27 protein-coding genes and 1 tRNA gene are annotated in these 25,228 nt (G+C 61.1%); 14 read left to right on the top strand and 14 right to left on the bottom strand.

Features of this window, described 5'->3' with window-relative positions; all coding sequences use genetic code 11:
• The first annotated feature begins 32 nt into the window (after positions 1-32).
• The gene (locus HGP13_RS22805) at positions 33-638 is read left to right on the top strand and encodes a hypothetical protein (protein WP_172229211.1); all 606 of its coding nucleotides are present in this window, start codon (positions 33-35) and stop codon (positions 636-638) included.
• Positions 639-711: 73 nt separating this feature from the next.
• Here the strand turns inward: HGP13_RS22805 and HGP13_RS22800 are convergent, their stop codons facing one another.
• Both HGP13_RS22800 and HGP13_RS22795 read right to left on the bottom strand, forming a co-directional pair.
• Entirely contained in the window at positions 712-2,304 is a 1,593-nt protein-coding gene (locus HGP13_RS22800; protein WP_172229209.1) for a DEAD/DEAH box helicase, read from the bottom strand.
• Between the two features lie 192 nt (positions 2,305-2,496).
• The gene (locus HGP13_RS22795) at positions 2,497-3,270 is read right to left on the bottom strand and encodes an NAD kinase (RefSeq protein ID WP_172229207.1); all 774 of its coding nucleotides are present in this window, start codon (positions 3,268-3,270) and stop codon (positions 2,497-2,499) included.
• Between the two features lie 755 nt (positions 3,271-4,025).
• On the opposite strand from HGP13_RS22795, the gene HGP13_RS22790 reads away from it, so the two are divergent.
• A complete protein-coding gene (locus HGP13_RS22790; RefSeq protein WP_172229205.1) occupies positions 4,026-4,997 on the top strand; it encodes an NAD-dependent epimerase/dehydratase family protein in 972 nt (323 codons plus the stop codon).
• A 15-nt stretch (positions 4,998-5,012) separates the two neighbouring features.
• Here HGP13_RS22790 and glf read toward each other — a convergent pair whose 3' ends face one another.
• The gene (glf, locus tag HGP13_RS22785; RefSeq protein ID WP_172229203.1) at positions 5,013-6,197 is read right to left on the bottom strand and encodes a UDP-galactopyranose mutase; all 1,185 of its coding nucleotides are present in this window, start codon (positions 6,195-6,197) and stop codon (positions 5,013-5,015) included.
• 334 nt (positions 6,198-6,531) lie between these two features.
• Here glf and HGP13_RS22780 point away from each other — a divergent pair, with 334 nt between their 5' ends.
• Positions 6,532-7,458, top strand: coding sequence for a hypothetical protein (locus tag HGP13_RS22780; protein WP_172229201.1), 927 nt, complete (start codon positions 6,532-6,534; stop codon positions 7,456-7,458).
• A gap of 8 nt (positions 7,459-7,466) precedes the next feature.
• Here HGP13_RS22780 and HGP13_RS22775 read toward each other — a convergent pair whose 3' ends face one another.
• Genes HGP13_RS22775 through HGP13_RS22755 form a run of 5 tightly spaced genes read right to left on the bottom strand, consistent with a single transcriptional unit; the run spans position 7,467 to position 12,019 of the window.
• Positions 7,467-8,228, bottom strand: coding sequence for an MBL fold metallo-hydrolase (locus tag HGP13_RS22775; RefSeq protein ID WP_172229199.1), 762 nt, complete (start codon positions 8,226-8,228; stop codon positions 7,467-7,469).
• A gap of 1 nt (position 8,229) precedes the next feature.
• Entirely contained in the window at positions 8,230-9,294 is a 1,065-nt protein-coding gene (locus tag HGP13_RS22770; protein WP_172229197.1) for an ABC transporter ATP-binding protein, read from the bottom strand.
• The gene (locus tag HGP13_RS22765; protein WP_172229195.1) at positions 9,291-10,073 is read right to left on the bottom strand and encodes an ABC transporter permease; all 783 of its coding nucleotides are present in this window, start codon (positions 10,071-10,073) and stop codon (positions 9,291-9,293) included. Before HGP13_RS22765 ends, HGP13_RS22770 begins: the two co-directional genes overlap by 4 nt.
• 1 nt (position 10,074) lies before the next feature.
• Positions 10,075-10,920 (bottom strand): ABC transporter permease, encoded by an 846-nt coding sequence (locus tag HGP13_RS22760; protein WP_172229193.1) that lies wholly within the window; start codon positions 10,918-10,920, stop codon positions 10,075-10,077.
• A 13-nt stretch (positions 10,921-10,933) separates the two neighbouring features.
• Positions 10,934-12,019 (bottom strand): spermidine/putrescine ABC transporter substrate-binding protein, encoded by a 1,086-nt coding sequence (locus tag HGP13_RS22755; protein WP_172229191.1) that lies wholly within the window; start codon positions 12,017-12,019, stop codon positions 10,934-10,936.
• Between the two features lie 91 nt (positions 12,020-12,110).
• Between HGP13_RS22755 and HGP13_RS22750 the strand changes: the two genes are divergently transcribed.
• Positions 12,111-12,725, top strand: coding sequence for a TetR/AcrR family transcriptional regulator (locus HGP13_RS22750; protein WP_172229189.1), 615 nt, complete (start codon positions 12,111-12,113; stop codon positions 12,723-12,725).
• A gap of 708 nt (positions 12,726-13,433) precedes the next feature.
• Here the strand turns inward: HGP13_RS22750 and HGP13_RS22745 are convergent.
• Positions 13,434-13,613 carry a hypothetical protein gene (locus HGP13_RS22745; protein ID WP_172229187.1) on the bottom strand — a complete coding sequence of 60 codons (180 nt, stop codon included), beginning with the start codon at positions 13,611-13,613 and terminating at the stop codon, positions 13,434-13,436.
• Positions 13,614-13,828: 215 nt separating this feature from the next.
• On the opposite strand from HGP13_RS22745, the gene HGP13_RS22740 reads away from it, so the two are divergent.
• A complete protein-coding gene (locus HGP13_RS22740; RefSeq protein WP_172229185.1) occupies positions 13,829-14,287 on the top strand; it encodes a hypothetical protein in 459 nt (152 codons plus the stop codon).
• A gap of 4 nt (positions 14,288-14,291) precedes the next feature.
• On the opposite strand, the gene HGP13_RS22735 is transcribed toward HGP13_RS22740, so the two are convergent.
• The gene (locus HGP13_RS22735; RefSeq protein ID WP_172229183.1) at positions 14,292-14,534 is read right to left on the bottom strand and encodes a hypothetical protein; all 243 of its coding nucleotides are present in this window, start codon (positions 14,532-14,534) and stop codon (positions 14,292-14,294) included.
• A gap of 16 nt (positions 14,535-14,550) precedes the next feature.
• On the opposite strand from HGP13_RS22735, the gene HGP13_RS22730 reads away from it, so the two are divergent.
• Entirely contained in the window at positions 14,551-15,837 is a 1,287-nt protein-coding gene (locus tag HGP13_RS22730; RefSeq protein ID WP_172229181.1) for a CHASE3 domain-containing protein, read from the top strand.
• A gap of 100 nt (positions 15,838-15,937) precedes the next feature.
• On the top strand, positions 15,938-17,095 hold the full coding sequence (locus HGP13_RS22725) for a sugar ABC transporter substrate-binding protein (protein ID WP_246707096.1): 1,158 nt from the start codon (positions 15,938-15,940) through the stop codon (positions 17,093-17,095).
• Between the two features lie 75 nt (positions 17,096-17,170).
• On the opposite strand, the gene HGP13_RS22720 is transcribed toward HGP13_RS22725, so the two are convergent.
• Positions 17,171-17,246 (bottom strand) — tRNA-Thr (locus tag HGP13_RS22720).
• A 157-nt stretch (positions 17,247-17,403) separates the two neighbouring features.
• Between HGP13_RS22720 and HGP13_RS22715 the strand changes: the two genes are divergently transcribed.
• The 3 genes from HGP13_RS22715 to HGP13_RS22705 all read left to right on the top strand — a co-directional run bounded on the left by HGP13_RS22715 (position 17,404) and on the right by HGP13_RS22705 (position 18,530).
• On the top strand, positions 17,404-17,571 hold the full coding sequence (locus tag HGP13_RS22715; protein ID WP_023768610.1) for a hypothetical protein: 168 nt from the start codon (positions 17,404-17,406) through the stop codon (positions 17,569-17,571).
• 193 nt (positions 17,572-17,764) lie between these two features.
• On the top strand, positions 17,765-18,001 hold the full coding sequence (locus tag HGP13_RS22710; RefSeq protein WP_172229179.1) for a hypothetical protein: 237 nt from the start codon (positions 17,765-17,767) through the stop codon (positions 17,999-18,001).
• A 220-nt stretch (positions 18,002-18,221) separates the two neighbouring features.
• Positions 18,222-18,530, top strand: coding sequence for a BA14K family protein (locus HGP13_RS22705; protein ID WP_172229177.1), 309 nt, complete (start codon positions 18,222-18,224; stop codon positions 18,528-18,530).
• Between the two features lie 68 nt (positions 18,531-18,598).
• On the opposite strand, the gene HGP13_RS22700 is transcribed toward HGP13_RS22705, so the two are convergent.
• Positions 18,599-19,030, bottom strand: a complete 432-nt coding sequence (locus HGP13_RS22700) for a hypothetical protein (RefSeq protein ID WP_172229176.1) — start codon at positions 19,028-19,030, stop codon at positions 18,599-18,601.
• Between the two features lie 122 nt (positions 19,031-19,152).
• Here HGP13_RS22700 and HGP13_RS22695 point away from each other — a divergent pair, with 122 nt between their 5' ends.
• Positions 19,153-19,512 (top strand): hypothetical protein, encoded by a 360-nt coding sequence (locus tag HGP13_RS22695; protein ID WP_172229175.1) that lies wholly within the window; start codon positions 19,153-19,155, stop codon positions 19,510-19,512.
• On the opposite strand, the gene bhcR is transcribed toward HGP13_RS22695, so the two are convergent.
• Positions 19,513-20,334 carry an HTH-type transcriptional regulator BhcR gene (bhcR, locus tag HGP13_RS22690; RefSeq protein WP_172229174.1) on the bottom strand — a complete coding sequence of 274 codons (822 nt, stop codon included), beginning with the start codon at positions 20,332-20,334 and terminating at the stop codon, positions 19,513-19,515.
• A 214-nt stretch (positions 20,335-20,548) separates the two neighbouring features.
• Between bhcR and gcl the strand changes: the two genes are divergently transcribed.
• The 3 genes from gcl to HGP13_RS22675 all read left to right on the top strand — a co-directional run bounded on the left by gcl (position 20,549) and on the right by HGP13_RS22675 (position 24,220).
• Positions 20,549-22,330, top strand: coding sequence for a glyoxylate carboligase (gene gcl / locus HGP13_RS22685; RefSeq protein WP_172234811.1), 1,782 nt, complete (start codon positions 20,549-20,551; stop codon positions 22,328-22,330).
• A gap of 17 nt (positions 22,331-22,347) precedes the next feature.
• On the top strand, positions 22,348-23,145 hold the full coding sequence (otnI, locus tag HGP13_RS22680) for a 2-oxo-tetronate isomerase (protein ID WP_172229173.1): 798 nt from the start codon (positions 22,348-22,350) through the stop codon (positions 23,143-23,145).
• A 142-nt stretch (positions 23,146-23,287) separates the two neighbouring features.
• Positions 23,288-24,220, top strand: coding sequence for a 2-hydroxy-3-oxopropionate reductase (locus HGP13_RS22675; protein ID WP_281411003.1), 933 nt, complete (start codon positions 23,288-23,290; stop codon positions 24,218-24,220).
• A gap of 120 nt (positions 24,221-24,340) precedes the next feature.
• Here HGP13_RS22675 and HGP13_RS22670 read toward each other — a convergent pair whose 3' ends face one another.
• Entirely contained in the window at positions 24,341-25,189 is an 849-nt protein-coding gene (locus HGP13_RS22670) for an RNA methyltransferase (protein ID WP_172229171.1), read from the bottom strand.
• Between the last annotated feature and the right edge of the window lie 39 nt (positions 25,190-25,228).

The following is a 25,228-nucleotide window of genomic DNA, read 5'->3' as shown; positions in this document are numbered from 1 at the left end:
CACGGCCAGATCAGAAAGTCTGGGAGGAATGCATGATGAGAACAGGCCTTGGGCGCTGCGGCGTCCTCGTTTTGACCGGTGTTGTAGGCGCATGGTTGGGGGTCGCTACGGCTTGGGCCGAGGACGCCAACAAAGCCGACATCGATGCCTTGAAAAAATCGCTCGCCAAATATGAAGACTACACCGCCGCCGTTCGCGACCTCTATCTCTCGACCGTCGGCTGCGTCTACTACAGCGGAGAAAAGATACCGGGCTCGATGGAATACCCGAAAGGCGCCATGGGCATCCATTTCGTCAACGTTCCAAGTGTCGGCCAGAAACTCGACCCGATGAAGCCCAACGTCCTGATCTACGAGCCGACCAAGAAAGGCCTGAAGTTGGTCGGCGTGGAATGGCTGGTGCCTCTGACCCCGGACGTCAAAGCGCCGCCGAAGCTGTTTGGCCAAACCTTCATGGGGCCGATGGAGGGACACTATCCGCTCATTCCGAGGGAGTTCGTCCACTACGATCTTCACGCCTGGCTGTTCAGGGACAATCCGAACGGCATGTTCAGTCCGACGAACCCGAACGTGAAATGCAACAAGGCCGACTTTCCGATGCTGGAGAAACCGACCAAGATGATGCCCGGGCCGATGTAACAGCCGAGCTGAGCCAGACGCTTACTGCGAAGGCAAGCCGGATCGGTGGCTTGCCTTCCAAAGCGGACTGAGATCAGACCTTGGCGACGATGCGCATGAAGGCCGGCATGTCATCGCCGAAGCCAACGGTGGTGTCGTTGTCTTCCTGGTGGCGGTGACGGGCAGGGCGGTTGCTGTCGCGCTGCGGCCTGGTATCGCCCCGTTCCGGTGCGCGCTGTTCGTTGCGATCGGAGGATTTGCGTTCGGTGTTTTCCGAACGGATCGCCTCCTTGCGCGCACGCCGTTCACCAATGTCGGCGACAGCCGTCTCAGCCACATCGGGCTGTTCCTGCTGTGCGACCACGGTCGAGGCGTCTTCCTCTCTGTGTTTGGCGCGACGTTCGCCGCCCTTCTTGCGCTCGCCCCTGTCCTTGCGATCGTCGTCCTTGCGGCCGGCACGGCGCGGCGCGCCTTTGCCACGGCGCGGAGCATCGTCCTCACCGCCTTCGCTGGCCACGACCGTCGACAGGTCACCGTCATGCCACTCGATCTTGTTGCCGATCAGCCGTTCGATGGCGTCGATGTATTTGGTGTCGGACTTGGTCGCGATGGTGAACGACTTGCCGGAGCGCCCGGCGCGGCCGGTGCGGCCGATGCGATGGACATAGTCCTCGGCATGGATCGGCACGTCATAGTTGAAGACGTGGCTGACATCGGGGATGTCGAGGCCGCGCGCGGCGACGTCCGAAGCCACGAGATAACGAAGCTTGCCGTCACGGAAATTGGCCAGCATCTGCATGCGGGCGCGCTGGTCCATGTCGCCGTGCAGGGCGCCGGCATCGAAATCATACTTCAGCAGCGAGCGGAACAGCTCCGACACTTCGACCTTGCGGTTGCAGAAGATGATGGCGTTCTTCAGCTCCGCGTCTTCGGCCTTGATGAGGTTGCGCAACGTTTCGCGCTTGTCCCATGGCTTCGATCCGGATTTCACCAGCCGCTGGATAATGTTGGTTGCGGCGGACGCAGCCTTCGAAACCTCGACGCGTACGGGCGCGTGCAGGAACTTTTCCGTCAGCTTGGTGATTTCCGGCGGCATGGTCGCCGAGAAGAACAGCGTCTGCCGGGTGAACGGGATCATTTCGCAGATGCGCTCGATATCGGGAATGAAGCCCATGTCGAGCATGCGGTCGGCCTCGTCGATGACGAGGATCTCGACGCCGTTAAGCAGAAGCTTGCCGCGTTCGCGGTGGTCGAGCAGACGGCCAGGCGTCGCGATCAGCACGTCGGCGCCACGCTCCAGCTTCTTGTCCTGCTCGTCGAACGACACGCCGCCGATCAAAAGCGCGATGTTGAGCTTGTGGTTCTTGCCGTATCTGATGAAGTTCTCTTCGACCTGTGCGGCGAGTTCGCGCGTCGGCTCCAGGATCAGCGTGCGCGGCATGCGGGCGCGTGCCCGGCCCTTTTCGAGGCGGGTCAGCATCGGCAACACAAAGGAAGCCGTCTTGCCGGTGCCGGTCTGGGCGATGCCCAGAATATCCTTGCCGAGCAAGGCATGCGGGATGGCACCAGCCTGGATCGGCGTCGGCTGCGTGTAGCCGGCATCGGTGACTGCGGAAAGGACCTTCGGCGACAGGCCGAGGTCTGCGAAGGTCAACGCTTCTTGAGCGGTCGTGGTGTCTGAGGACAAGTGTTGTTGTCTTTGGCTGGTTCGGGGAAGCGCAACGGCGTCTGTCGCGGCAAGCGCCACGCGCCTGCAAGATTGGTATTGCGATTAGGCGCAAGTCCGCGATTTGTCAACAGAAACGGGCGGGATTGGCGCGATTGTGAAGTTGTAACCTTAATCGCGATGCTTAATCCGACCGCCTGTCTGTGTGCCGGCTCAGTAGCGGAACTGTTCGGCAAGGATGCGCTCGTTCCAGGAATGATTGGGATCGAACAGCAATGTCGCCGTCGCCGTCGGCGATTCCCGCACCGTCACCGAAGTCACCGCCTTGACCTCGGTGTGATCGGCGGCGGCGTTCACCGGCCGTTTTTCCGGCTCCAGAATGTCGAAGCGCACGGTTGCCTTGTTGGAGAGCAAAGCGCCACGCCAACGGCGTGGGCGAAACGGGCTGACTGGGGTCAGCGCCAGCAGTGGTGCGTCGAGCGGCAGGATCGGGCCGTGTGCGGAGAGGTTGTAGGCGGTGGATCCGGCTGGCGTGGCGATCATGACGCCGTCGCAGCTCAGTTCCTCGAGCCGGATCTGTTCATCGACGCTGATGCGGATCTTGGCTGTCTGATAGGATTGGCGCCACAGCGCAACTTCGTTGATCGCCAGCGCCGAAACGGTTTCGCCTTCCGAGGTGACGGCCAGCATTTCCAGCGGGCGGATGGTTTCGGCGACCGCGGCCGCGATTCGCTCGGTGAGTCCCCCGGAACGATACTCATTCATCAGGAACCCGATGGTGCCACGGTTCATGCCGTAGACCTTCTTTCCCGTTCCCATCGTGTCGCGCAAGGTCTGCAGCAGGAAGCCGTCGCCGCCCAGGGCCACCACGACTGCGGCCTCCGCGATCGAACATTGGCCATAACGCGCCGACAGACTTTCCAGCGCCGCCATGGCGTCTGCTGTGTCGGACGAGACGAAGGCGATGCTGTTGGCGGCTGTGCTCATGGCTCCCCGATCGCGACCGATTGGCGGCGGGTCTGGTCGCGCCAGCGCCGGGGTAGCATGGTGCGGGCGGCTCTGCAAAGAGAGCCGTTGCGCCGGTGGGCAAAGCCATGCCGCGACGGCGTCGCCAGGACCGGCAGGTCGCGCTTCATGACAGGGCGCGAGTGAATGTGATGGTTAAGGCGGGGCTTAAACTCTCGTAAAGGCGGATCGATCATGTTAGCCGGGATGGATGGCGTGGGGGCGCCCGCAGCACCGCAGTATCCTTCGGGATGCCGAAGCACGCTGTGGCACATTTGATTTGTGCGTATCATCCCGGGACTATCCTGATGTCGGGGGCACGCACCAGCCAGACGAGGCCGACATATTGCCGGTAGCACGCCTGATCATCGTCTTTCTCATGCTGGGTAGCTTCGCGCTGGTCTTCGCCGAGCTTGTGCGCCAGTCGGAAGCAATGAGTAACAGACCGCTGCCCACGGCCTCACGCTGTGGCGATGCCACGGGAATGCCTTGCCCGCAAAGGGCACTGTAGGTCGCCAAAATCCGCGCACCCGTCCGCGCCATATATCCCGGTCACGGTTTCATCCTCGGGGGACTGGTCATCGGCTGGCGCAAGACAAGTTTGATCGTTGCAATTGCGGCATCGATGAAAGCACTGTTAGAAGACTTCCGGATCGGGATAGGACCTTGGTCCCATCGTCCCGCGAAACAAGCCATGCGGCGCGTTGACCGGTCGAGTTTTCTGAAGGGGAGTGCGCATGGCGCGCAGTGTGTTGGTTTCTGGGGGCTGCGGCTTCATTGGCTCCCATCTTGTCGATCGCCTGCTGCGGCGCGATGATCTGGAAACGCTTGTCGTCGTCGACAATCTGTGGACCGGATTGCGCGACAACATTGCCCATGTCGCGGATCCGCGTTTCAACCTGCGGATTGCCGATGCCGAAAGCTTCACGGCCACCCGGCATTTCGATGAGATCATCCATCTGGCGTCACCGGCTTCGCCCATATGGTACATGCGCGAGCCGGCGCGCACGATCAGGGCCAACATAGGCGGCGCGCTCAATCTTCTATCGTTGCTCAGGCCCGGCGGCCGCTTCTGTTTCGCCTCGACCTCGGAAGTCTATGGCGATCCCATGGTGTCGCCGCAACCGGAGAGCTACCGGGGATCCGTGGACTGCACCGGGCCAAGGGCTTCCTATGATGAAAGCAAGCGCTGTACCGAGGCGCTGCTGTTCGAAGAGCAACGCGTCAGCGGGCTCGATGTCCGCGTCGTCAGGTTGTTCAACACCTATGGGCCGCGAACGCGCATCGATGATGGCCGCGCTGTTTCGAATTTTGTCAGCCAGGCCCTGACCACGGGAATCCTGACCGTCTATGGCGACGGCTCGCAATCGCGCAGCTGGGGCTACGTCGACGATATCGTCGATGGGTTGGAGCGTTTCTTCTGGCGTGACAGCATCTCGCCCCGCGGCCCCTTGAACATCGGCAACAATCGCGAGGTCTCGGTTCTCGAGACCGCGAAATTCGTCAGTTCGCTTGTGCCGGGCAGCCGCATCGAACACCATGCGCCTGCCCCGCAGGATCCGACGAACCGGTGCCCGGACTTGACCTTGGCAAGACAGGTTCTTCCCGGATGGGAGGCAAAGACCAGCTACCAGGAAGGGATACGGCGCACCTTCGAATGGTTTCGCCGACAGATTTCGACTGACAGCAGATCGGCGGCGTCAGCCTGAGCCTGACCTCGACCGTCATAGCGACCGTGAAACTGAATCGAGCTTGCCGGTGAAGTAGGGTCCAAGCACGGTTTCGAAGGCCTTCAAGGCCGCGCCGATCGCCTGATGCATGTCGAGATACCGGTAGGTGCCCAGCCGTCCGCCCAGATGCAGGTTTTTCTCGGCGGCCGCCCGTTCGAGATAACGACGGTACACCGCCTGGTCCCGGCGCGTGTCGATCGGATAGTAGGGTTCGTCGTTGCGGCCGGCAAAACGGGAATACTCGCGGCCGATGAGTGTCTTGTCGCTCTTGTGCTGGCGTTCCGGATTGAAATGCCGGAACTCGACGACGCGGGTGTAGGGTACGGCCTCGTCGGCATAGTTCATGATCGCCGTGCCCTGATGATCCGGCGTGTCCATGACCTCGAGATCGATATCGATCGTCCGCCAGCCGAGCTCGCCCTCTGAGTAGTCGAAATAGCGGTCGATCGGACCGGTGTAGACGACCGGCAGGTCTTTCGGCAGCAAGGGTTTGATATCGAAGAAGTCGACGCCAAGCCGTGTTTCGATGAGTTCATGCGCGAGCATCTTTTCGAAGATCGCTGTATAGCCATCCACAGGTTGGCCCTGGAAACGATCGTTGAAATAGCCGTCCTCGAATGTATAGCGGACCGGCAGGCGCGCGATGATCTGTGCCGGCAGTTCGAGGGGGTCCGTTTGCCATTGCTTGGCGGTATAGCCCTTGATGAAAGCCTCGTAGAGTGGACGGCCGACGAGGGAAATCGCCTTCTCCTCGAGATTGGCCGGCGGGCCGTCGCCAAGCTCCGCCGCCTGCTCGGCGATCATGCCGCGCGCCTCATTGGGGCTGAACCGCTTGCCGAAGAACTGGCAGATCGTGGCGAGGTTGATTGGCAGCGGATAGACCTTGTCGCGATAGGTCGAAAACGCACGATGGCGATAGGCCGTGAAACCGGTGAAGGCGCGCAGATAATTCCAGACCTCCTCGTTGGATGTATGGAACAGATGCGGCCCGTAGCGATGGATCTCGACGCCGGTGGCGGGATCTCGTTCGGTATAGGCATTCCCGCCAATGTGTTGGCGCCGGTCGATCACCAGCACACGCCGGCCCAGTTGCGTGGCGATGCGCTCGGCGAGCGTCGCGCCATAAAAGCCTGCGCCGACAATCAGAATGTCGGCTTCGCTGAGCAGGTTCTTGTCCATTCGCGGATACAACGCCCTTATGGTTCGAGTATGATCTGAGCCAGGTCGATCGGCTTGGACCATTGCCTGCGCAGCAGATGCCAAAGTCGCCTCGTCAACTTATGCGCTTGGCGATAAGCCCTTCGGTCCAAAGCTGCCACGGCGAGCCCCTACACCAAAGCCGGATGAATGCGAAGGGCCACCAACGGGAGGTGCATTTTGTCTGGCATTGTCAGGCCGATGTCTTGCGCCGTGCTTTGCAACACACCGCGAATCTGGAAACGCTACATGATCGATTGTAGGCTCGCATGGTAGCAGGCTGGCCAAAAAACGCGACCATTGTGGGGGCGAACTCATGAAGCTGATTGTTGTGACCCCGGCAGGCCGCGAGAAGTACCTGCGCCTGCTCAGCCACCATGTTCTGAAAAGTCCCGAGGTGCACGAATGGCATCTGTGGGACAATTGCCGCAACGACGCCGACCGCGCCTATCTCCGGCGATTGGCAGCCAGCGATCCACGCTGCAAGATAAAGACGCTTCCAAACGCCGACGGCACCATCGACGTCATCGGCAGGTTCTTTCGCTTCTGTGACGACGCCGACGCTCTCTATCTGCGTCTCGACGACGACGTGGTTTTTCTGGAGGAGGGCTTCCTCCCCAGATTCAAGGCCCGGGCCATGGCGCAAAAGGGGGCGGCCCTCTGGTATGCACCGCTCATCATCAACAACGCGGTCTGCAACAGCCTAATCAAGGATCTTTCCAGGGTTCTGATCGACGGACCGCTTACCTGCCAGGCGATGTGTCCCTATTCCTGGGCACATGCGAGCTTTCCCGAGGCGCTTCATCCGGTGTTCATCGAGGCTGTGCGAACGAACCGGCTGGGTGATTTCCGCGTGCCTGACCGGGATGTCAGGCTGGGGCGCTTCTCGATCAACGCGATCGGGTTTTTCGGGTCGGATATCCTGGAAATCGGCGAACCTTTCTACCCGCCGGGAAATGACGAGGAAGAATGGCTGTCAGCGACCTTGCCGGCAAAGCTCGATCGGCCGGGCAGGGTTTTCGGCGATCTGGTCGCGGCGCATTTCAGCTTCTTCACACAGGAGCAGCGTCTGCTGCAGACCAGCATCCTTGACGACTACTATGCGCTCGCCGGCCTGCCGGCTCCGCTTTACGAGAAGCCGGTTGTCCGAACGAGATTGAAGGATCGTCTGAGGCCGTGGCGAAAGCCAAGGAATCGGGGGCCAGACTATCGGATTTCGCTTCCCGCAACGATTTCCGGCTGACGTCCAGTTCAGGGGCGCTGGCTCAGGTGGCAGCCGGCCTGGCGTTTCTGCGCAAGATACTCGTCGATCAATTGGCGATAGTGCACCTTGCCGAAGCTCGGGAAATGGCCGCCATGCACGATCGAGACATCGAGTTCGCGCATGGCGAGCAGCGTCTCGACATAGTCTGGGATCTCCGAATGGTAGACGTCGTCGATCAGCGGGCCGTCATAGATGATGTCGCCGGACAGCAAGAGGCCGGTCTTGTCCTCGTAGAGCGCGATGCCGCCGGGCGAATGGCCGGGTGTGTGGATCACCTCGAAGGCGCGGTCGCCGAGATCGACGACGTCGCCATGGTCGAGCAGGCGGTCGGCCGGGGCCGGCAGGATCCGGTAGCGGGACGACTCCCAACCTTGCGGCAATCGATCGAACATATCGTCGGTCGCATAGCGGTCGGCCACCGTCCATTCGTTGCGCGGATCAGCGAGGATTTTTGCTTCGGCGCGGTGCACGCAGCGGTCGGGAAATTCGTGATGGCAGCCGATGTGATCGAAATGCGTATGGCTGGCGACGCAGGTCAGCTTGCGTTCCGTGACCAGCGGCACATGTGTGCGCAAGCTGAAATGGCCGAGACCGCTGTCGAACAGGAGATCCCGGTCGCGCCCACGCACATGCCAGATGTTGCAGCGGAAGAACGGTTTTATCCACGGCTCGTGGATCAGCGTGACACCATCGGCCATGCGGATGGTCTCGTACCAGTCTGGTGCGTCGATGACCGGAAGGCTGCCCATTTCAGTCCGTCAAAACGATGATCTGGTCGGTATCGCACGAAACGGCCACAGTGTCGCCGGGCTGGACGGTGGCTGATGCCGGCAGCTTTGCAATGAACTGCAACGAGGGATCCGCGACTGAAACGGCAAGCACGCGTTTGAAACTGCCCTGGAAGACGACGTCGGTTACTTCCGCCATACCGAGACTTGCGGAGCCGGCAGCCCCGCCAAGGAGGAGATGCTCCGGCCGTATGGCCAGCGCAACAGCCGAGCCCGCAGGCAAGGCGCCGGGCACAAAAACCGCTCCGGCCGGCGTCTCTACCCTGCTCGTCCTGTCCTTGGCTTGCGTGACCTTGCCGGCAAGGATGGTGCTTTCGCCCATGAAGGTGGCCGAAAAACGCGTCGCCGGCCTGGCATAGACGCGCTCGGGCGGTCCTTCATCCTCGATGCGGCCGTCATTCATCACCACGCAGTGGTCGGCCAGCGCCATCGCTTCTTCCTGGTCGTGGGTGACATGGATGAAGGCGGTGCCGACGCGCTTCTGGATCGCCTTCAACTCGTCCTGCATCTGCCGGCGCAGTTTGAGGTCGAGCGCACCGAGCGGCTCGTCGAGCAGAAGCACTGCCGGTTCGATCACCAGCGCCCGCGCCAACGCCACGCGTTGCCGCTGGCCGCCCGAGAGCTGGTGCGGCTTCTTGTCGAAGGCGGTGGCCAGCCCAACCAACGCCAGAGCCTCGCGGGCCTTTGCCGCCCGTGTCGTTCCATCGACGCCCTGCATGCGCAGCCCAAAGCCGACATTGCCGCCGACGCTCATATGCGGAAACAGCGCATAGTCCTGGAACACAGTCGTCGTCGGGCGTTTTGCCGGCGGCACCGCGGTGCAGTCCTCGCCGCGGATGAACACCTTGCCTTCGCTGGGCGTGACGAAGCCGCCCAGTATGGACAGCAGTGTCGTCTTGCCGGAACCCGACGGCCCAAGCAGGATCGTGTAGCTGCCGGGCTCGATCTTGAGCGAGACGTTCTTCAGCACCGCCAGCTGCCCGAAACGGTGTGAGACAGCGCGGATATCGACCAGAGCAGCGGTCATGTCTTTCTCCGGCGCAGCAATGTCAGTTCGAACAGCACGACCAGCACGATGGAGACGGCGAAGACCAGCGAACCGATCGCGTTGGTTTTCGGGTTGAGGCCGGAGCGCAGCAGGTTCCAGATTTCCACCGGCAGCGTCGTGTCGAATCGGGTCAGCAGGAAAGAGATCACAAATTCGTCCCAGGAGAAGGTCATCGACAGGAAGAAGCCGGCGAAGATCGCCGGTGCCATGACCGGCACTGTGATCAAGAGCACCACCTTCCATTCCGGCGCACCCAGATCGCGCGCGGCGCGCTCGATGTTGATCTGGTGGTCGCCCATCTGGCTGTAGATGATGGCAAAGCAGAGCGGCAGGTTGATCACGACGTGGCCGATGCCGGCCGCAAGCAGCGATTTCGGCACGCCGGCCCAGTTGAACAGCACCAGCAGCCCCATGCCGATGATGAGATAGCTGACCGTCAGCGGCAGCGTGATCAAGCCGCGCAGCAGACCGGAGCCCGGCAGCACGAACCGTGCAAAGCCCCAGGCGCAGAGGAAGCCGAGCGTGACGGCGGTGGCTGACGAGATTGACGCCACCAACAGCGAATTGACCAGCGCCGAGGTCAGCCGCGTGTCGGAGAGCACCGCCTCGTACCAGCGCAGCGACGGGCCGGTGAAGGGCGGGATCGGAAACGACGTCGCCTGCAGCGAAAACAGCACCAGCACCACCACCGGCAGGAAGATGAAGCCGTAGACGGCAAGCGCGTAGAGCCAGGAAGCGATGCGGACAATGCTGCGCATCTCAGGCCCGCTCGATCTTCAGCCAGCGGGCGCAGGCGAGGTAGGCGATGGTGACCACCGCCATCAGGATGATCGACAGCGCCGAGGCCAGCGGAAAATCGCCGCGCCGGCCGATCTGCATCATCACCAGCTGCGGCATCAGAAGCTCGTTGTTGCCGCCGAGAATCTGCGGCGTGATGTAGTCGCCGATGCACAGCACGAAGGTCAGGAAGGCGCCGACCATGATGCCGGGCAAGGTCAACGGCAAAACGACATGCAGGAAGGTGCGCACCGGCCCGGCGCCGAGATCGGCGGCGGCTTTTCGATAGCTCGGACTGAGCTGCTTGAGGTTGGCGAAAATGGTCAGCGTCAGCAGCATGACGAAGAAATGCACGAAGCCGGTGACAGTGGCTAGCCGAGTATTGGCGAGCTGCAGCGGTTCGCTGATCAGGCCGGAACCGGTGAGCGCGCGGTTGATGACACCGTTCTGCGCCAGCACCAACAGCCAGGAGTACGAGCGCACGACATAGGACGTCCAGAACGGCAGCACGGCCAGCATCAGCGCCAGCCGCTGCCAGCGTTCCGGCACCTGTTCGGCAAGAATCCAGGCAAAGGGGTAGGCGAGCAGCACGGAGACCATGGTGACGATCGCGGTCACCTGCAACGAGTTCACCATCGCCTGCCAGTAGGAGGGGTTGGTGAAGAACTGGCTGTAGTTGCTAAGCGTGAAGCCGCCACCCTCATGTGCCGTGAGGCTCGAAAACCCCATGGCGATGAAGGGCAGCACGAAGAACAGCACCGTCCAGCCAAGCGCCGGCGTGACCAGCGCCCAGGGCAGGACACGTCCGCTGTTCCCGGTTGAACTCACCAGCGGCTACCGATCATTTCGCCTGCAGCATTTCGGTCCACATGTCCTGCATCTTCTTGTCGAGATCGGCATTCGGCGCCGGATAGGCCTGCGCGCGGGCCAGGAAGCCCGGCTGCTCGTCGAAACGCAGGACCTTCTTCTGGTCGTCGGTCAGTGCGGCCTTGGTGTTGGCGGGCATGCCCCAGTAGCAGGAGGAGGTGGCAAGCCGCGCCTGCCCTTCGGGGCTCATAATGTATTGGATGAACTTCAGCGCCAGATCCTTGTTCTTGGAATCCTTGAACATTGCGAGCGACTGCGACCAAAGCACCGCGCCCTCTTTCGGGATCGAGAAATCCAGCGCCGGGTTCTCTTTGGCCAGCCCCGCCGTCACCCATTCGCCGCCGCCGACCAGTATGTCGACCTCGCCGGTGGCGAGCGCGGTCTGGCTGGCGGTGACTTCGCCGACCAGCTTGGCGTTGGCCTTCATCTTGAGCAGCTCTTCCTTGAGGGCGGGAAGGTCGGCTTCGGTCAGCTCAGCCGTCTTCTTGCCGATGGCGAGCGCTGCCATGCCGATGACCGGCAGGTAATAGTCGTAGATGGCGACCTTGCCCTTGTACTTGTCTGATGTCAGCGACACCAGGGATTGCATGTCGGCCGGATCGACCTTGGTCTTGTTGAAGCCGATCGTGTTGTAGCCGAATTTTTCGGTGATGCCGTAGCGCTTGCCGCCGACCACGGTCGAGCCGTCCATCTTCACCTGCGGGAAGAGGTCGGCCAGCGGCAGCTTGTCTTCCGGCAGTGGCTCGAACAGGCCCTTTTCGACGCCTCGCGGCACGTCGATCGAGTCGATCACCATCACGTCCCAGTCGCCTGGCTGCGACTGATCGACGATCGCCATCCCAGCGCCCGTGCCTTCGAACTCCTTGACATTGACCTTGACGTTGTTGGCCTCCTCGAAAGGCTGCAGCAGCGCCGGGTCGGAATGGTCGCACCAGATCAGCGCGTTGAGATCGGCGGCCTCGGCGAGGCTGCCTGCACCAAGCAGCAGCGCCGTGGCGGCGCACGCCGCGTGCAGATGGCGCTTCAGGACGGAAAGCGAATTCCCGGATTTGACGGACATCGAGTGTTCTCCCTTGCCTTTGTGGCTTCTTGCAAAAAGTTGAACCAATTCTAAAATTGAGTCAATTCTGTTTTTGTGGCAAGAGGCTGATATGAGCGGATTGCGGGCGAGGCAAAAGGCGGACCGGCACAGGCGCATCATCGAGGCGGCGGCAGAGCTTTTTCGCGAGGCCGGCTATGAGGGCGCCAAGATCGAAACCATCGCCGCACAGGCGGAAGTGTCGATCGGCACGATCTACAATTACTATGAGAACAAGGGCGACATCCTCGGCGCCATCGTCTCGCTGGAGGTCAACGAGGTGCTCAACGCTGGGCGCGGCGTCGTCGCCAGACCGCCGGCCAATGTTGGCGATGCGCTGGACACGCTGATCGGCATCTATATCGAGCATTCGCTGCACTATCTCAGCAAGGAGATGTGGCGGCAGGCCATGGCGATCTCGACACAACTGCCCGACAGCCCGTTCGGCCAGGCCTACACCGCGCTCGACCGCTCACTCACCGAACAGATCCGCGCGCTGATCGCCCGGCTGCAGGAGCTTGGCCTGGTGCGGAGGGATATCGACGGCACGGCGCTCGGCGAACTGATCTTCAACAACATGAACATGATGTTCATCGAATTCGTTAAGCGAGACGAGGCGAAGATACCGGAACTGCGCGCGGCAATACGCCGGCAGAACCGGATATTGGTGGCGGCGATCGGGGTTTGAGGGGACTATTTCTTGACTTGATACCGTTTCTGTCCTGGCCGCGTGAAGCATATTCGCGCGAAAGGTGGGCCGTCGTGTCCGCTTCAGCGCTTACTCACATCGTTGTCATACCTTACCACCGCCAACGCGCATGCTAGAGGTTACGTCCATCCCACACGGTATATCTCCTCTGCTCGACGTTCCGGCGACTTGTTGGGCTGCTCGATTGCACCATTGGGGAGAACATAGCCTCCCTTGATATCAAGCCAGGCACTTCCGTTGTCTGGGAACTGCGGCACCAGACCATGCTCTGCGCCATGCCTTGACCGTTGAGGGATACGCAATTTTGGACCGCTTGTCCCCAATGCCGCAATCCAAGTTGGCGAAGTACCATCAACTTGCAACAGGCGTTCGCAGATCCAGATTTTTGACAGCCATGGTTCGAGTGATGCCAAGACAGTGGCTCGGCTTTCGGTTCGAGGTCCCAAGTCGATGTCCTGACGATGTCCCTTATGTGTTTCAACAGACAATGCTCTGCCTCTAATACCAGAGGCAGGAGCCCAAATTTCGATGACTGATTTCAGACAGGCAAGCAACCGTCTATTGTAAGCGTTCCCAACGTCCGGGCTTGCCCAAAACTGAGCACGGTAGCCTGTACGTGAACTGAAAAACCAATCGTACAGTGCCGGGGAAACAGGAAACTGAAACGTAACGCGAGGAGCATTCAAGTCATTTTTTTAAACCGTCGAAGCCGATGCGCACCTCGTTGAAAAGTGCGGCGCTTAGCGTGTTTGCGAGCGCCTCAATCAATGCCTCGGCTTGGCCGCAACCTGCCAACTCAATGGCCCGGTTTGGATCGTCGCGTGCGATCTCCTCAAATCCCCACTCGGCTTCGCTGGGTCTTGTCATGCTTCGCACCTCGAAAACGGACTGCGGTTGATCCATATCTCCTTAACAATGCCAGGATGCCAGAATGCCAAACCTTTGGGCATCCTCACAGTGAGCATATGACTACCAATCGGTGATTGGCGATTTGCCTGTGAGAAACCATTCGAAAGCCGGGCCATAGAGGCACCCAAGTTCAGTGCCTAGCTACGCGCATGGGATAGCGTGCAGGAGGGGCAATGCGCAGCTTTTTCGGGGTTCTCTTGGCATCTGGTGTGTTTTCCGCTCCAGCCTTTGGCGCTGACATTGAAGGGCCCATAAAGCAATTTGGCCTCATGGGAACGTGGTCGCCGGATTGCAGCAGGGAATTTTCTCAACCGAGGTTTGATAGAGTTACTTTTGCGGCACCGTTTGGCGCAGAGGTGAGGGCGACCATCCTGGACAAGCGCGACGGAGTGTTGATTACCACCGTCGACCAAATCACTGAATCGGCACTCGTTGCCAGCGACGAGATTGGGATAGGCCTCCACCCCGTAACGGTCACCCGATCAGATGGCAAAACGGCATCCCAACACGACTACGACAACATGCATCTTGTCTTTCAGAAGGTTGGAGCAAGGATCGAGGTGGTTCGGGTTCGGTTCGAAGGCCTGCCGGAAATCCAACGATCCGCTTTTTTTGAGAGATGCCCGAACTAGGACATTAGGCGGTAAGCGCCGCCGCCCCGTCGTTCTCCACCAGTTCGCGGTGCGGAAAGATGTTCGCGGGTGCCGGCTGATCGACGTCGGGTGTCGGCGCAAAATCAGCGCAGAGCAGCAAGTTTTGCGTGTGCGGCTTATTAGCTCTCACTACATGATGGCGCGGCCACCCAAAATCGGGCAGGAATGCCCGAATGCCAGTTTCCAGCCGCAAAATTGTCCGACTCACGTCCGCGTCCCTGCTCATCGGATTCGTAGCCCTTATGGCAATCGTCGCCACCAACTTCTGGCTGGGGCAGAGAGCTCAATCCTATTTCGACAATGCGATTGAGGCGCGCGACACGCGTATCGCGGCCGTCGAGTTGAGAAATGCGATGCAGACGGCCGAGGCGAGTGAGCGTGGCTTCGTCATCACCGGGAACGAGATTTATCTGGGTCCTTACCAGACCGCCAAGGCTCAGGCGCAGCGTCATCTGCAGGCTTTGCAGACCTTGCTGACATCCTATCCCAATTCGGAATCCACGCTGCAACGGCTGTCTGCGATCATAACCACCAAGTTTGACGAGTTCGATCAGACGATAGCTCTCAAGCGAGATCAGCGCGACGCCGAGATACTGGCGATATTCCGCACAAATAGAGGCAAGGCCCTGACCGACGAAGCCAATGTGTTCTTTTCGGGGATCATTGGACGAGCGGATGACAGGCTGACGTCGGGGGTCGCCGAACAGCGTGCCAACAGCGGATGGCTGCGGCTTGTTTCGGCAATCGGCGGGTTTGTCATCGTCGCCGTGGTTGGCGGAGCAGCCTATGGTGCTGCGCGATACACCAAAGAACTTCGCGTCACGCGCGACGAGGTCAACGCGCTCAACAGCGAGTTGGAGCAACGGGTCGCCACCCGTACCGAGGACCTGGCCAAGGCGCGCGATCGGGCCGAGGTGCTTTTGTCAGAGGTCAATCACCGCGTCGCCAACAGCCTGGCTCTGGTCTCGTCGCTGGTGAACCTGCAATCGAAGGCTGTCGGAGATCGCGCTTCCAAGGAAGCGCTCGCCGAAACCCAGGATCGCATCTTTGCGATTTCGCTCGTGCACAGGCGGCTCTACGGCTCATCCGACGTCCGTTCAGTTGCGTTGGACGAATATCTGAGCGGATTGCTCGATCATCTGCGAACGTCGATGCGCAGCCAGGTTCACGGTGTAAGCCTGTCTTACCACATCGAGCCGATTGAACTTGAAACGGATACCAGCATCAATCTCGGCGTGGTGATCACCGAACTGGTCACCAATGCCTTCAAATACGCCTATCCGGATGGTGTCGGAGAAGTCCGCGTCCGGCTCAGCAAGCTGCCACGCGAGCAAGCCGAACTGGTGGTCGAAGACGATGGGGTTGGAAAGACTGAAGGTACGCCGGCTAAAGGGACCGGCGTTGGCAGCAGAATCATCCATGCCATGTGCATCAGCCTAGGCGCCAAGATCGAGTATCGAACGCTTCAGCCCGGAACCGCCGCTCATTTGGTGTTTTCGACGAAACCACGGCGCTCTACCGCCGCATAGTAGACCGCGCCGTGGCGAGGTGGAAAAATCACTGCGGCAGCATTGCGCGTGCGATGTGATAGTCGTGGCGCCAACAGTTGACGCCGACGGGGGGGCAGACGTGTTTGATCATAAGAAGATTGCCCGCCGATGGCCAAGCGGGGCAGCCATAACTCTGCTTCTAATTACGACGATGAGCGGGACTTTCGCGAGTGCCCAGGCCGGCGCCCCTGGCATCACGCAGCGAACGGTATTCCCCGCCTTCGATCCACTCGCGCCCTCATGCAACGCCCCGGCTGGTCTCACAAAAGTGCTGGCCTATGTGCAGGAGAACGACCGCGACTTCCTGCAGGGGGTCGACCATGGCCTGTCCATGGCCGCAAGAGATCGGGGCTTGGAATATCGAAGAGTTCTGGTGGAAAATGATGTGGGAAAGGCGATAACCCAGGTTCAGTCTTTGGTGGCGGCAAAGGTTGGCGCCATGGTTGCCACGTCTCCGGATCCGGCGGCTTTCAGTCCCGCCCTTCAGCAGGCAATCTGGTCTGGTGCGTTTGTCGGCACGATCGTGCCTCCGCCGGCAACATTGCTGCTCAATGCTCCGCAATATCGAACTGGCAAGGTGCTGACCGACGCAGCGATCAATCACATAAAAACCAAGCTCAACGGGAAGGCCAAGGTCGTTCTGCTGACCCAGGACACGATGGAGTTTCTGGCGCCTCGGTTCGAGGCAATGCGCGCCGGCTTGAACGCCATGCCCGGCGTGACGATCGTGGCAGATATCGCGCCGAAGCCGGTTAGCAAGGAAGGCGGGTTCGCCACCATGCAAACCATCCTTCTTGCCAATCCGGACATCGACGTGGTGCTCGGCGGCGACGCGGTCGTGCTTGGTGCGCTGGAAGCGTTGCGTGCGGCGGGGAAAGATCGGCCCGACCAATTCCTCGGCGGAATTGACGGTGAGGCTGAAGCCGTTGCTGAAATCAGGAAGGGGGACAGTCCCTACAAGGCCAGTATCTCGTTATCCTCGCCCGTCTTCGGATATGCCATGGGAGAGTTTGCAGCCGACTGGCTCGAAGGCAAAAGCATCCCGCAGGCGATGGACATCCTTCCGATAGCGCTGACGAGCGCCAACCTTGCGCAGTATGAGGCCGACCTCAAGGACCCAGCCTCGGTTTATGCGGACGCGGCCCGACGGGACGCCTATCTGAAGATGTACGGGAACATCTGCTACGACAGCCGCGACAGATACGTGAACTTCCCTTGGTCGTCAGAGCAGAAGTAGCTGATAGGTGCTGGGCCTTATCCTCGCTGCTCGGCAGGCGAGTGAGTATCAGAAGCCGAACTGTCTCAAGGGAACTGGTGCCCCCGGACGGAATCGAACCGCCGACCTTCGGTTTACAAAACCGCTGCTCTACCAGCTGAGCTACAAGGGCACGGCGCTCCGGTTAGCATATTTGTTGCGCCAGTAAAGACAAAACTCCGTTTTCGGTTACTCCGGCGGTGGATGGTGCTGCGGATACGCATACTGAAATCCGCGGGCACGCTTCCTACATGATGGTGAGGTGCAATCGCTTCGGACTGGAGTGTCGCATGATCAGGCTTGTCATCATTCTCCCCATCGTCGTCATCGCCTGGATGCTGCTGGTGAAGCTCATCAGCGATGTGAAGAAGGCCAATGTCGACTGGACTGGCGTGACCACGATCATCGGCTTCATCGCGCTCGCCTTCTGGCTTCGCCATGTCACGGGCATGGGGTGAGAGAGCGAAATAGCGAATAGTCGGTAACGAGGGGCACTCTGGTGTCCCCTGCTTTTCGCTACTTGCCACTCGCTACTCGCTTTTCCTCCGGCTCAGCCGAAAATCTCCTCCACCTTTCGAACCTTTTGCCGCACTCCGCCGACTGATCTCCAGAGGCGAATGGTCGCCTCGGTCAAGGATCCAGGAGATCATCATGTTCAAGCGCACGCTCACTTCCGCTCTCGTAGCTATTTTCGTCGCCACCGGCGCGCTAGCCGCCACGGTTCAGACGTCGTCGGCCCATGGCATGCACCATCATCACCACCACGGTTATTACGAGGATTACTCGGACTATTCGGACTATCCGGACTATCCGGACTACTGGTGGCATCATCATCATCATCATCACCATCACCATCACCACCATCATCATCGCATCATCATCTACTGAACCTATCTGGCGACGCGATTGGAGAAGGGCGGCTTCGACCGCCCTTTTTCGCGTCTGCGTGTCGTCATGCGCGACCATCGTTGATGATTGGCGTCACATGCCACTTCGAATTGGCGATCACCATCTGCTCGAAAAAATATTCGAACCTTTTTCGTTGCCGCAGCGACAGATGATCAAGAGGCGGATGGATCGCCTCGGTAACCAAACCAAGGAGATCGTCATGTTCAAGCGCACACTCGTTTCCGGCCTCATCGCCTCCACCGTCGCCGCCACCGCATTGGTCGGCACCGTCCAGCCTTCGGCGGCTCATTCGCATCACCACGACCTCGGCATCGGCATCGCCGCCGGCGTCGGTGGCTTCGTCCTCGGCAGCCTGCTTGCCCAGCAGCAGCCGCCGCGCACCGTCTATGTCGACGAAGATGGCGGTTCCTGGCACGTCCGCCGCTGCCTCGACCGTTATTCGAGCTACGATCCGGACTCCGACACCTACATCGGCCATGACGGCTACAGCCACTACTGCCGGCTCTGAGAGGAGGACCATTTCCGCGACGGAAGAGGGGCTCGCGCGAGCCCCTCTTTCGTTCGTCCCACAGATAGTTACAGTTGCGTATTCAGGTCGGAATCGGAGATCGGCATTCCGGCAGCGCTGCAGGTCCTGGCGACGAGACGCCGCGTTTCCGAAGCACTGCCCATGGTGACGAGTTCGAAGCTGCTTCCCGAATCCGGGTAGATCTTGGCAATGAAGGCTTGGTCGCCGCCAGAGCCGCCGGGCGGATCCTTGCTGTTGACGAAGCCGCAGACCACAATCTCCTTGCGGCCGTTCAGCGTCCGCTCGCCGGCAAGCGTCCTGCCGAACCTGGCGGAGGCAGGATCGGGCAAGCGCTGACGAATGCCGGTGGTGACGATCTCCTCAAGCGCGAGCGAGAACGGAATAGGGTCGACGAGCTGGTCGCCGGCATCGGGTCGGGGTGTCGTCGCCACGCACCCGTAAAGTGAAGCGACAAGCAAAAGCTGAACCGTTGTTCTCATCCGCGCCCTTTCGCATGCATTCGAACGCCACGGCAAGGCGATCAAATCCGATCTGGCGGGCGCTATACAGCGATTTTCGCAGCGTCTAGTCTATCCCGAAGGCCCAGCTGAGGGAGGGTGGCTTGGACGAGCAGGACCCCGGGGAAGACCCGATCGAGACGGTTTTCCGCAACGGCACCGTCACCACTGTCGGCATCCTGCTGGCGTTTTCGCTGGGCTTCATCACCCATTGGGCCGCCAACCCGATCCCATGGCGGGCCTACCATCTTGTCGCTGTGCTGCCGATCCTGGCCGGCATTGCCCTACAGATGCGGGCGTTGGCGCTGCTGCTCGACATAAAATCCTTGCAGCGGCGCGTCTACGAACGCGCCAACCGCATCTTCATCGCCGGCCTCATCTTCACCGCCTGCGGCGTCGGCTTGGCGATATTGCTCGATTTCTTCGATATCGCGACGAAGAGCGCACTGCCCGGGGCCGGCTGATCAGCCGGCTTGCACGCCGCCGATCATCCTGGTCACCTCGGCCGCCGCATTGCGCACCATCGGCCCGATCTCCGCTAGCCGCTCCGGCGTCACCCGCACGGTCGGCCCCGACACCGAGACGCCGCCGATCGGTTCGCCGAACTCGTTGAAGATGGCAGCGGCCACGCAGCGCATGCCGGGGTGCCGTTCTTCGTCATCTACCGACCAGCCGCGCTGCTTGATGACAGCGAGATCGTGGGCAAGTGCAGGGATCTCGGACAGCGTCTTGTCGGTGAAGCGCTGCAGGCCGGCCTTGCGCAGTATGGTGCCGACGCGCTCCGGTTCGAGATGCGCCAATACCGCCTTGCCGATGCCGGACGCATGGAAAGGGCTGCGCGTGCCCGGCCGGAAGAAGGCGCGGATCGCCTGGTGCGTCTCGACCTGGCTGACGAACACCACGCAATCATCCTCGGCGACGCCGAGATTGGCGGTCTCGCCGGTTCGTTCCATCAGTTCCTGCATGACGATGCGGGCGCGGTCGACCAGCTTGCGGCGGCGCAGGAACGCCGCGCCCATACGGTAGGTCTCGACGCCGATCGACCACAACTGGTCTGACGTGTCGAACTCGACCATGCCGTGGTTTTGCAGCGTCGTCAGCATGCGATAGGCGGTGGAGGCGGCAAGGCCGCTATGTGCCGATACCTCGCTCAGCGACAGGCCGCTGCCCTCGGCGACAATAGCCAGGATGCGCAAGGCCCGGTCGAGCGATTGCACCGAATTGGCTTCGGCAGGCCCGTTGAAAGCGCGCGGACGACCGCGCTGGCGTTTCTCAGTGGTTTCCATGACGCCATTCTTGCCGATTTCACGGAACAAGCAATGAAAAAGTTTTTCATTCTCAGGAGTCAGAAAATTCCTGGAAAACCGAAAAGCGAATGAAATCAGGCTGTAGAAGCTATTTTCTAGAAATGAAAAAATATTCTGAAAAAATTGAAAAATAGCCGATTTGCTGACATCCTCGGGCCATCCAACAATGACAAACCCCGTGGAGGGCGAAGAAATGGCCAGGATGCGCGCTATCGATGCCGCGGTTCTCGTTCTCGAAAAGGAAGGCATTTCCTGCGCCTTCGGCGTGCCGGGCGCGGCGATCAATCCGCTCTATTCGGCGCTGAAGGCGAGGGGCACGATCCGCCATGTCCTTGCCCGCCACGTCGAGGGCGCCTCGCACATGGCCGAAGGCTACACCCGCGCCAAGGCGGGCAATATCGGCCTGTGCATCGGCACCTCCGGGCCGGCCGGCACCGACATGATCACAGGCCTTTACTCGGCGGCAGCCGATTCCATTCCGATCCTCTGCATCACCGGCCAGGCGCCGCGTGCCCGGCTGAACAAGGAGGATTTCCAGGCCGTCGACATCGCGGCCATCGCCGCACCTGTCGCCAAATGGGCGGTCACCGTCATGGAGCCTTATCTGGTGCCGATGGCGCTGCAGAAGGCATTTCATCTGATACGCTCATCGCGGCCCGGCCCGGTGTTGATCGACCTGCCGGTCGACGTCCAACTGGCCGAGATCGAGTTCGACATCGATGCCTACGAGCCGCTGACGCCGTTCAAGCCGGCGATGACCCGCGCCCAGGCCGAAAAGGCGCTGACCATGCTCAACGCGGCCGAAAAGCCGCTGATCGTCGCCGGCGGCGGCATCATCAATGCCGATGCCTCTGATTTGCTGATCGAATTCGCGGAAATCTCCGGCGTGCCAGTCATCCCGACGCTGATGGGCTGGGGCGCGATCCCCGACGATCATCGGCTGATGGCCGGCATGTGCGGGCTGCAGACCTCGCACCGCTATGGCAATGCGACGATGCTCGAGGCCGATTTCGTCTTCGGCATCGGCAACCGCTGGGCCAACCGCCACACCGGCTCCGTCGACGTCTACACCAAGGGCAAGAAGTTCATCCATGTCGACATCGAGCCCACTCAAATTGGCCGTGTCTTCGCGCCGGATCTCGGCGTCGTCTCGGATGCGGGTGCGGCACTGAAAATGCTGCTCGACGTCGCCACCGAGTGGAAGATGGCAGGCAAGCTGCGTGACTGGTCAGCCTGGGCGAAAGAATGCCAGGCCCGCAAGAAGACGATGAAGCGCAAGACGCATTTCGACCAGGTCCCGCTGAAGCCGCAGCGCGTCTACGAGGAGATGAACAAGGCGTTCGGCCGCGACGTCACCTATGTCACCACGATCGGCCTGTCGCAGATCGCCGGCGCGCAGTTCCTGCATGTCTACAAGCCACGCAACTGGATCAATTGCGGCCAGGCCGGCCCGCTCGGCTGGACCTTGCCGGCAGCACTCGGTGTTCGCGCCGCCGATCCCGACCGCACCATCGTGGCGCTGTCGGGTGACTATGATTTCCAGTTCATGATCGAGGAACTGGCGGTCGGCGCACAGCACAAGCTGCCCTACATCCACGTCGTCGTGAACAACGCCTATCTCGGCCTGATCCGCCAGGCGCAGCGCGGTTTTGCGATGGATTATGAGGTCAGCCTCGCCTTCGAGAACATCAACCGGTCAGGCGATCCCGAGGCCGGCTATGGCGTCGACCATGTCGCCGTTGCCGAGGCGATGGGCTGCAAGGCGGTCCGGGTGCGCAAGCCGGAAGAGTTCGCCAGCGCTTTCAAGCAGGCGCAGCGGCTGATGAAGGAGCACCGGGTTCCGGTCGTGCTCGAATTCATCCTGGAACGCGTCACCAACATCTCGATGGGCACCGAGATCGACAAGATCACCGAATTCGAGGACCTTGCCGAAAGCCATGAGGATGCGCCGACCGCGATCGTGATGCTCGACTGAGAAGAAGGATAAAAAGAATGCCGCGTTTTTCAGCCAATCTGTCGATGCTCTTTGGCGAGCATGATTTCCTCGACCGCTTCGACGCCGCTGCCCGCGCCGGCTTCAAGGGCGTCGAATATATCGGTCCCTACGACCATGCGCCCGAGGTGGTGGCCGCCAGGCTGAAGAAGAACGGCTTGACACAGGTGCTGTTCAACCTGCCGGCCGGCGACTGGGGCAAGGGCGAGCGCGGCATCGCCGTGCTGCCGGACCGCGTGCCGGAATTCCGCCAGGGCATCGCCAAGGCAATCAGCTACGCACAGGCGCTCGGCTGCAAGCAGGTCAATTGCCTGGCAGGCAACGCGCCCGCCGGCGCCGACCGCAAGGTGCTGGAGGATGTTTTCGCCGAAAATCTCGCCTTTGCGGCGGAGAAACTGGAGCAGGCCGGCATCCGGCTGCTGATCGAGCCGATCAACACCCGCGACATTCCAGGCTTCTTCCTGAATTACTCGGATCAGGCGTTGGCACTCATCGACCGGGTAGGATCGAAGAACCTGTTCCTGCAATACGACATCTACCACATGCAGATCATGGAGGGGGATCTCGCCCGTAAAATCGAGGCAAACCTCGGCCGCATCGCGCATATCCAGCTTGCGGACAATCCCGGCCGTCACGAGCCGGGAACGGGCGAGATCAACTATCCCTTCCTCTACAACCACATCGACCGCATCGGCTATTCCGGCTGGATCGGCGCGGAATACAAGCCCAAGGCGGGAACGGAGGCTGGCTTGGGATGGTTCCGGGACCTGGCCGGGCAGGGCAGCGCAGCGGCGTAGCAGCCAAGTCCCCCTCATCCGTCCCTTCGGGCCACCTTCTCCCCGGTGGGGAGAAGAGACGCGCACCAACGTCGGCAACCTCTTCTCCCCTCGGGGAGAAGAGGTTGCGTAGCGGCCGGATGAGGGGGCGTTTCACACAAGCATCAGGAGAACAACAATGGAAACCATCGGCTTCATCGGCCTCGGCATCATGGGCGCGCCGATGGCGGGGCACCTGCTGGCTGCCGGCCATAAGGTCATCGCCAGCGATCACCGCTCCACGCCCCCCGCCGATCTCGTCGCCAAAGGCCTGAAAACAGTCGCCGGCCATGCCGCTGTGGCCAAGGCCGCCGACATCATCATCACCATGGTGCCCGACACGCCGCAGGTCGCCGATGTGCTGTTCGGCGACAACGGTGTTGTCTCGGGCCTCTCCAAGGGCAAGCTGGTCATCGACATGAGCTCGATCTCGCCGATCGAGACCAAGACCTTCGCCAAGAAGATCAACGATCTCGGCTGCGATTACCTCGACGCGCCGGTTTCGGGCGGCGAGGTCGGCGCCAAGGCGGCATCCCTGACCATCATGGTCGGCGGCGAGGAAAAGCCGTTCGAGCGCGCCAAACCCGTGTTCGAGAAGATGGGCAAGAACATCACTCTGGTCGGGCCGAACGGTGTCGGCCAGACCACCAAGGTCGCCAACCAGATCGTCGTCGCGCTGACCATTGAAGCCATCGCCGAAGCACTTGTTTTTGCTTCGAAAGCCGGTGCCGACCCGGCCAAGGTCCGGCAGGCGCTGATGGGTGGGCTGGCCGCCTCGCGCATCCTCGAAGTGCATGGCGAGCGCATGGTCAAGCGCACCTTCGCGCCGGGCTTCCGCATTGAACTGCACCAGAAGGATCTCAATCTGGCGCTGGAGGGCGCGAAAGCGCTCGGCGTGTCGTTGCCAAACACCTCGACCACGCAGCAACTGTTTAATTCCTGCGCCGCCAATGGCGGCGCCAAGGAAGATCATTCGGCGCTGGTCAGGGCGCTGGAACGGATGGCGAATTTCGAGGTCGGCGGCGAGGCAACCGAAGCCCGAGGCAAAGCGGCATAGGTCGGGAGAGGGCGGCGCAACGTTCCCAAGCCGCCACCTCTTGTCCGTCGAAGAACGGGTTCCTGCACTGGTCGCGGGAACCCGTTTCTCGTTTACAGAAATAGTCCGCTGTTTCCGCTTTCAGCCGCGCTTGAGGAAGGCCCGTGCGGCATAGAGACTGATCGCCGCGGCGTTCGACACGTTGAGCGAACGGATGACGCCCGGCATGTCGAGCCGTGCCAGCGTCGTCACCGTCTCGCGCGTCTTCTGGCGCAAGCCCTTGCCTTCGGCCCCCAGCACCAGCGCGATCTTTTCTCCGGCAAAGCTCTTTTCGAGTTCGGCCGGGCCGTCCGAATCAAGCCCGATTGTGCGAAAGCCGGCCTCGTGCAGCTGCCCGAGCGCGTCGGCCAGGTTCTTCACCTCGATCTGGTCGATATGCTCCAGCGCGCCGGACGCGGACTTCGCCAGCACACCCGATTCCTGAGGGCTGTGGCGCGCGGTGGTGATCAGCGCGCCGGCGCCGAAAGCCACCGCCGAGCGCAGGATGGCGCCGACATTGTGCGGATCGGTGACCTGGTCGAGCACCAGCACCAGCTTGGCGTCGCCCAGCGCGTCGAGGCGCTTTGCTTTTAGCGGCTCCGCCTCGATCAGCACGCCCTGATGCACGGCGTCCGACCCGGTGACCTTGTCGATGTCCCTGGGTTCGACCAGTTCGGCCTTGAAAGGCAGTGCGGCGAGATCGGCTATCTCAAGGCGCTCGGCCGCATTGCGCGTCACCAGCATTTTCCGGATCTTGCGGCGCGGATTGTCGAGTGCCGCCCGCACCGTGTGCAGGCCATAAAGTCGCACCAGGCCGTCGGCTGCGTTTTCGCCCGGCGGCACGGGCTGGCGTGGCTTGAATGCCGGTGCGCCGCCGCTCTTCTCGTCGCGAAAGGCGCGGCGCAGATTGGCGTAATGGGTATCTTTCGGGGTGTTTGTCTTGTTGCTCATGGCCGGCTTCTATAGCTGTCTCCCGTTGCCAAGGATATG

This window comes from Mesorhizobium sp. NZP2077 (assembly GCF_013170805.1).
Classification (GTDB): Bacteria; Pseudomonadota; Alphaproteobacteria; order Rhizobiales; family Rhizobiaceae; genus Mesorhizobium.
Note: the sequence above shows the minus strand (reverse complement) of the source record. Positions and strands in the feature narration are given on the sequence as shown.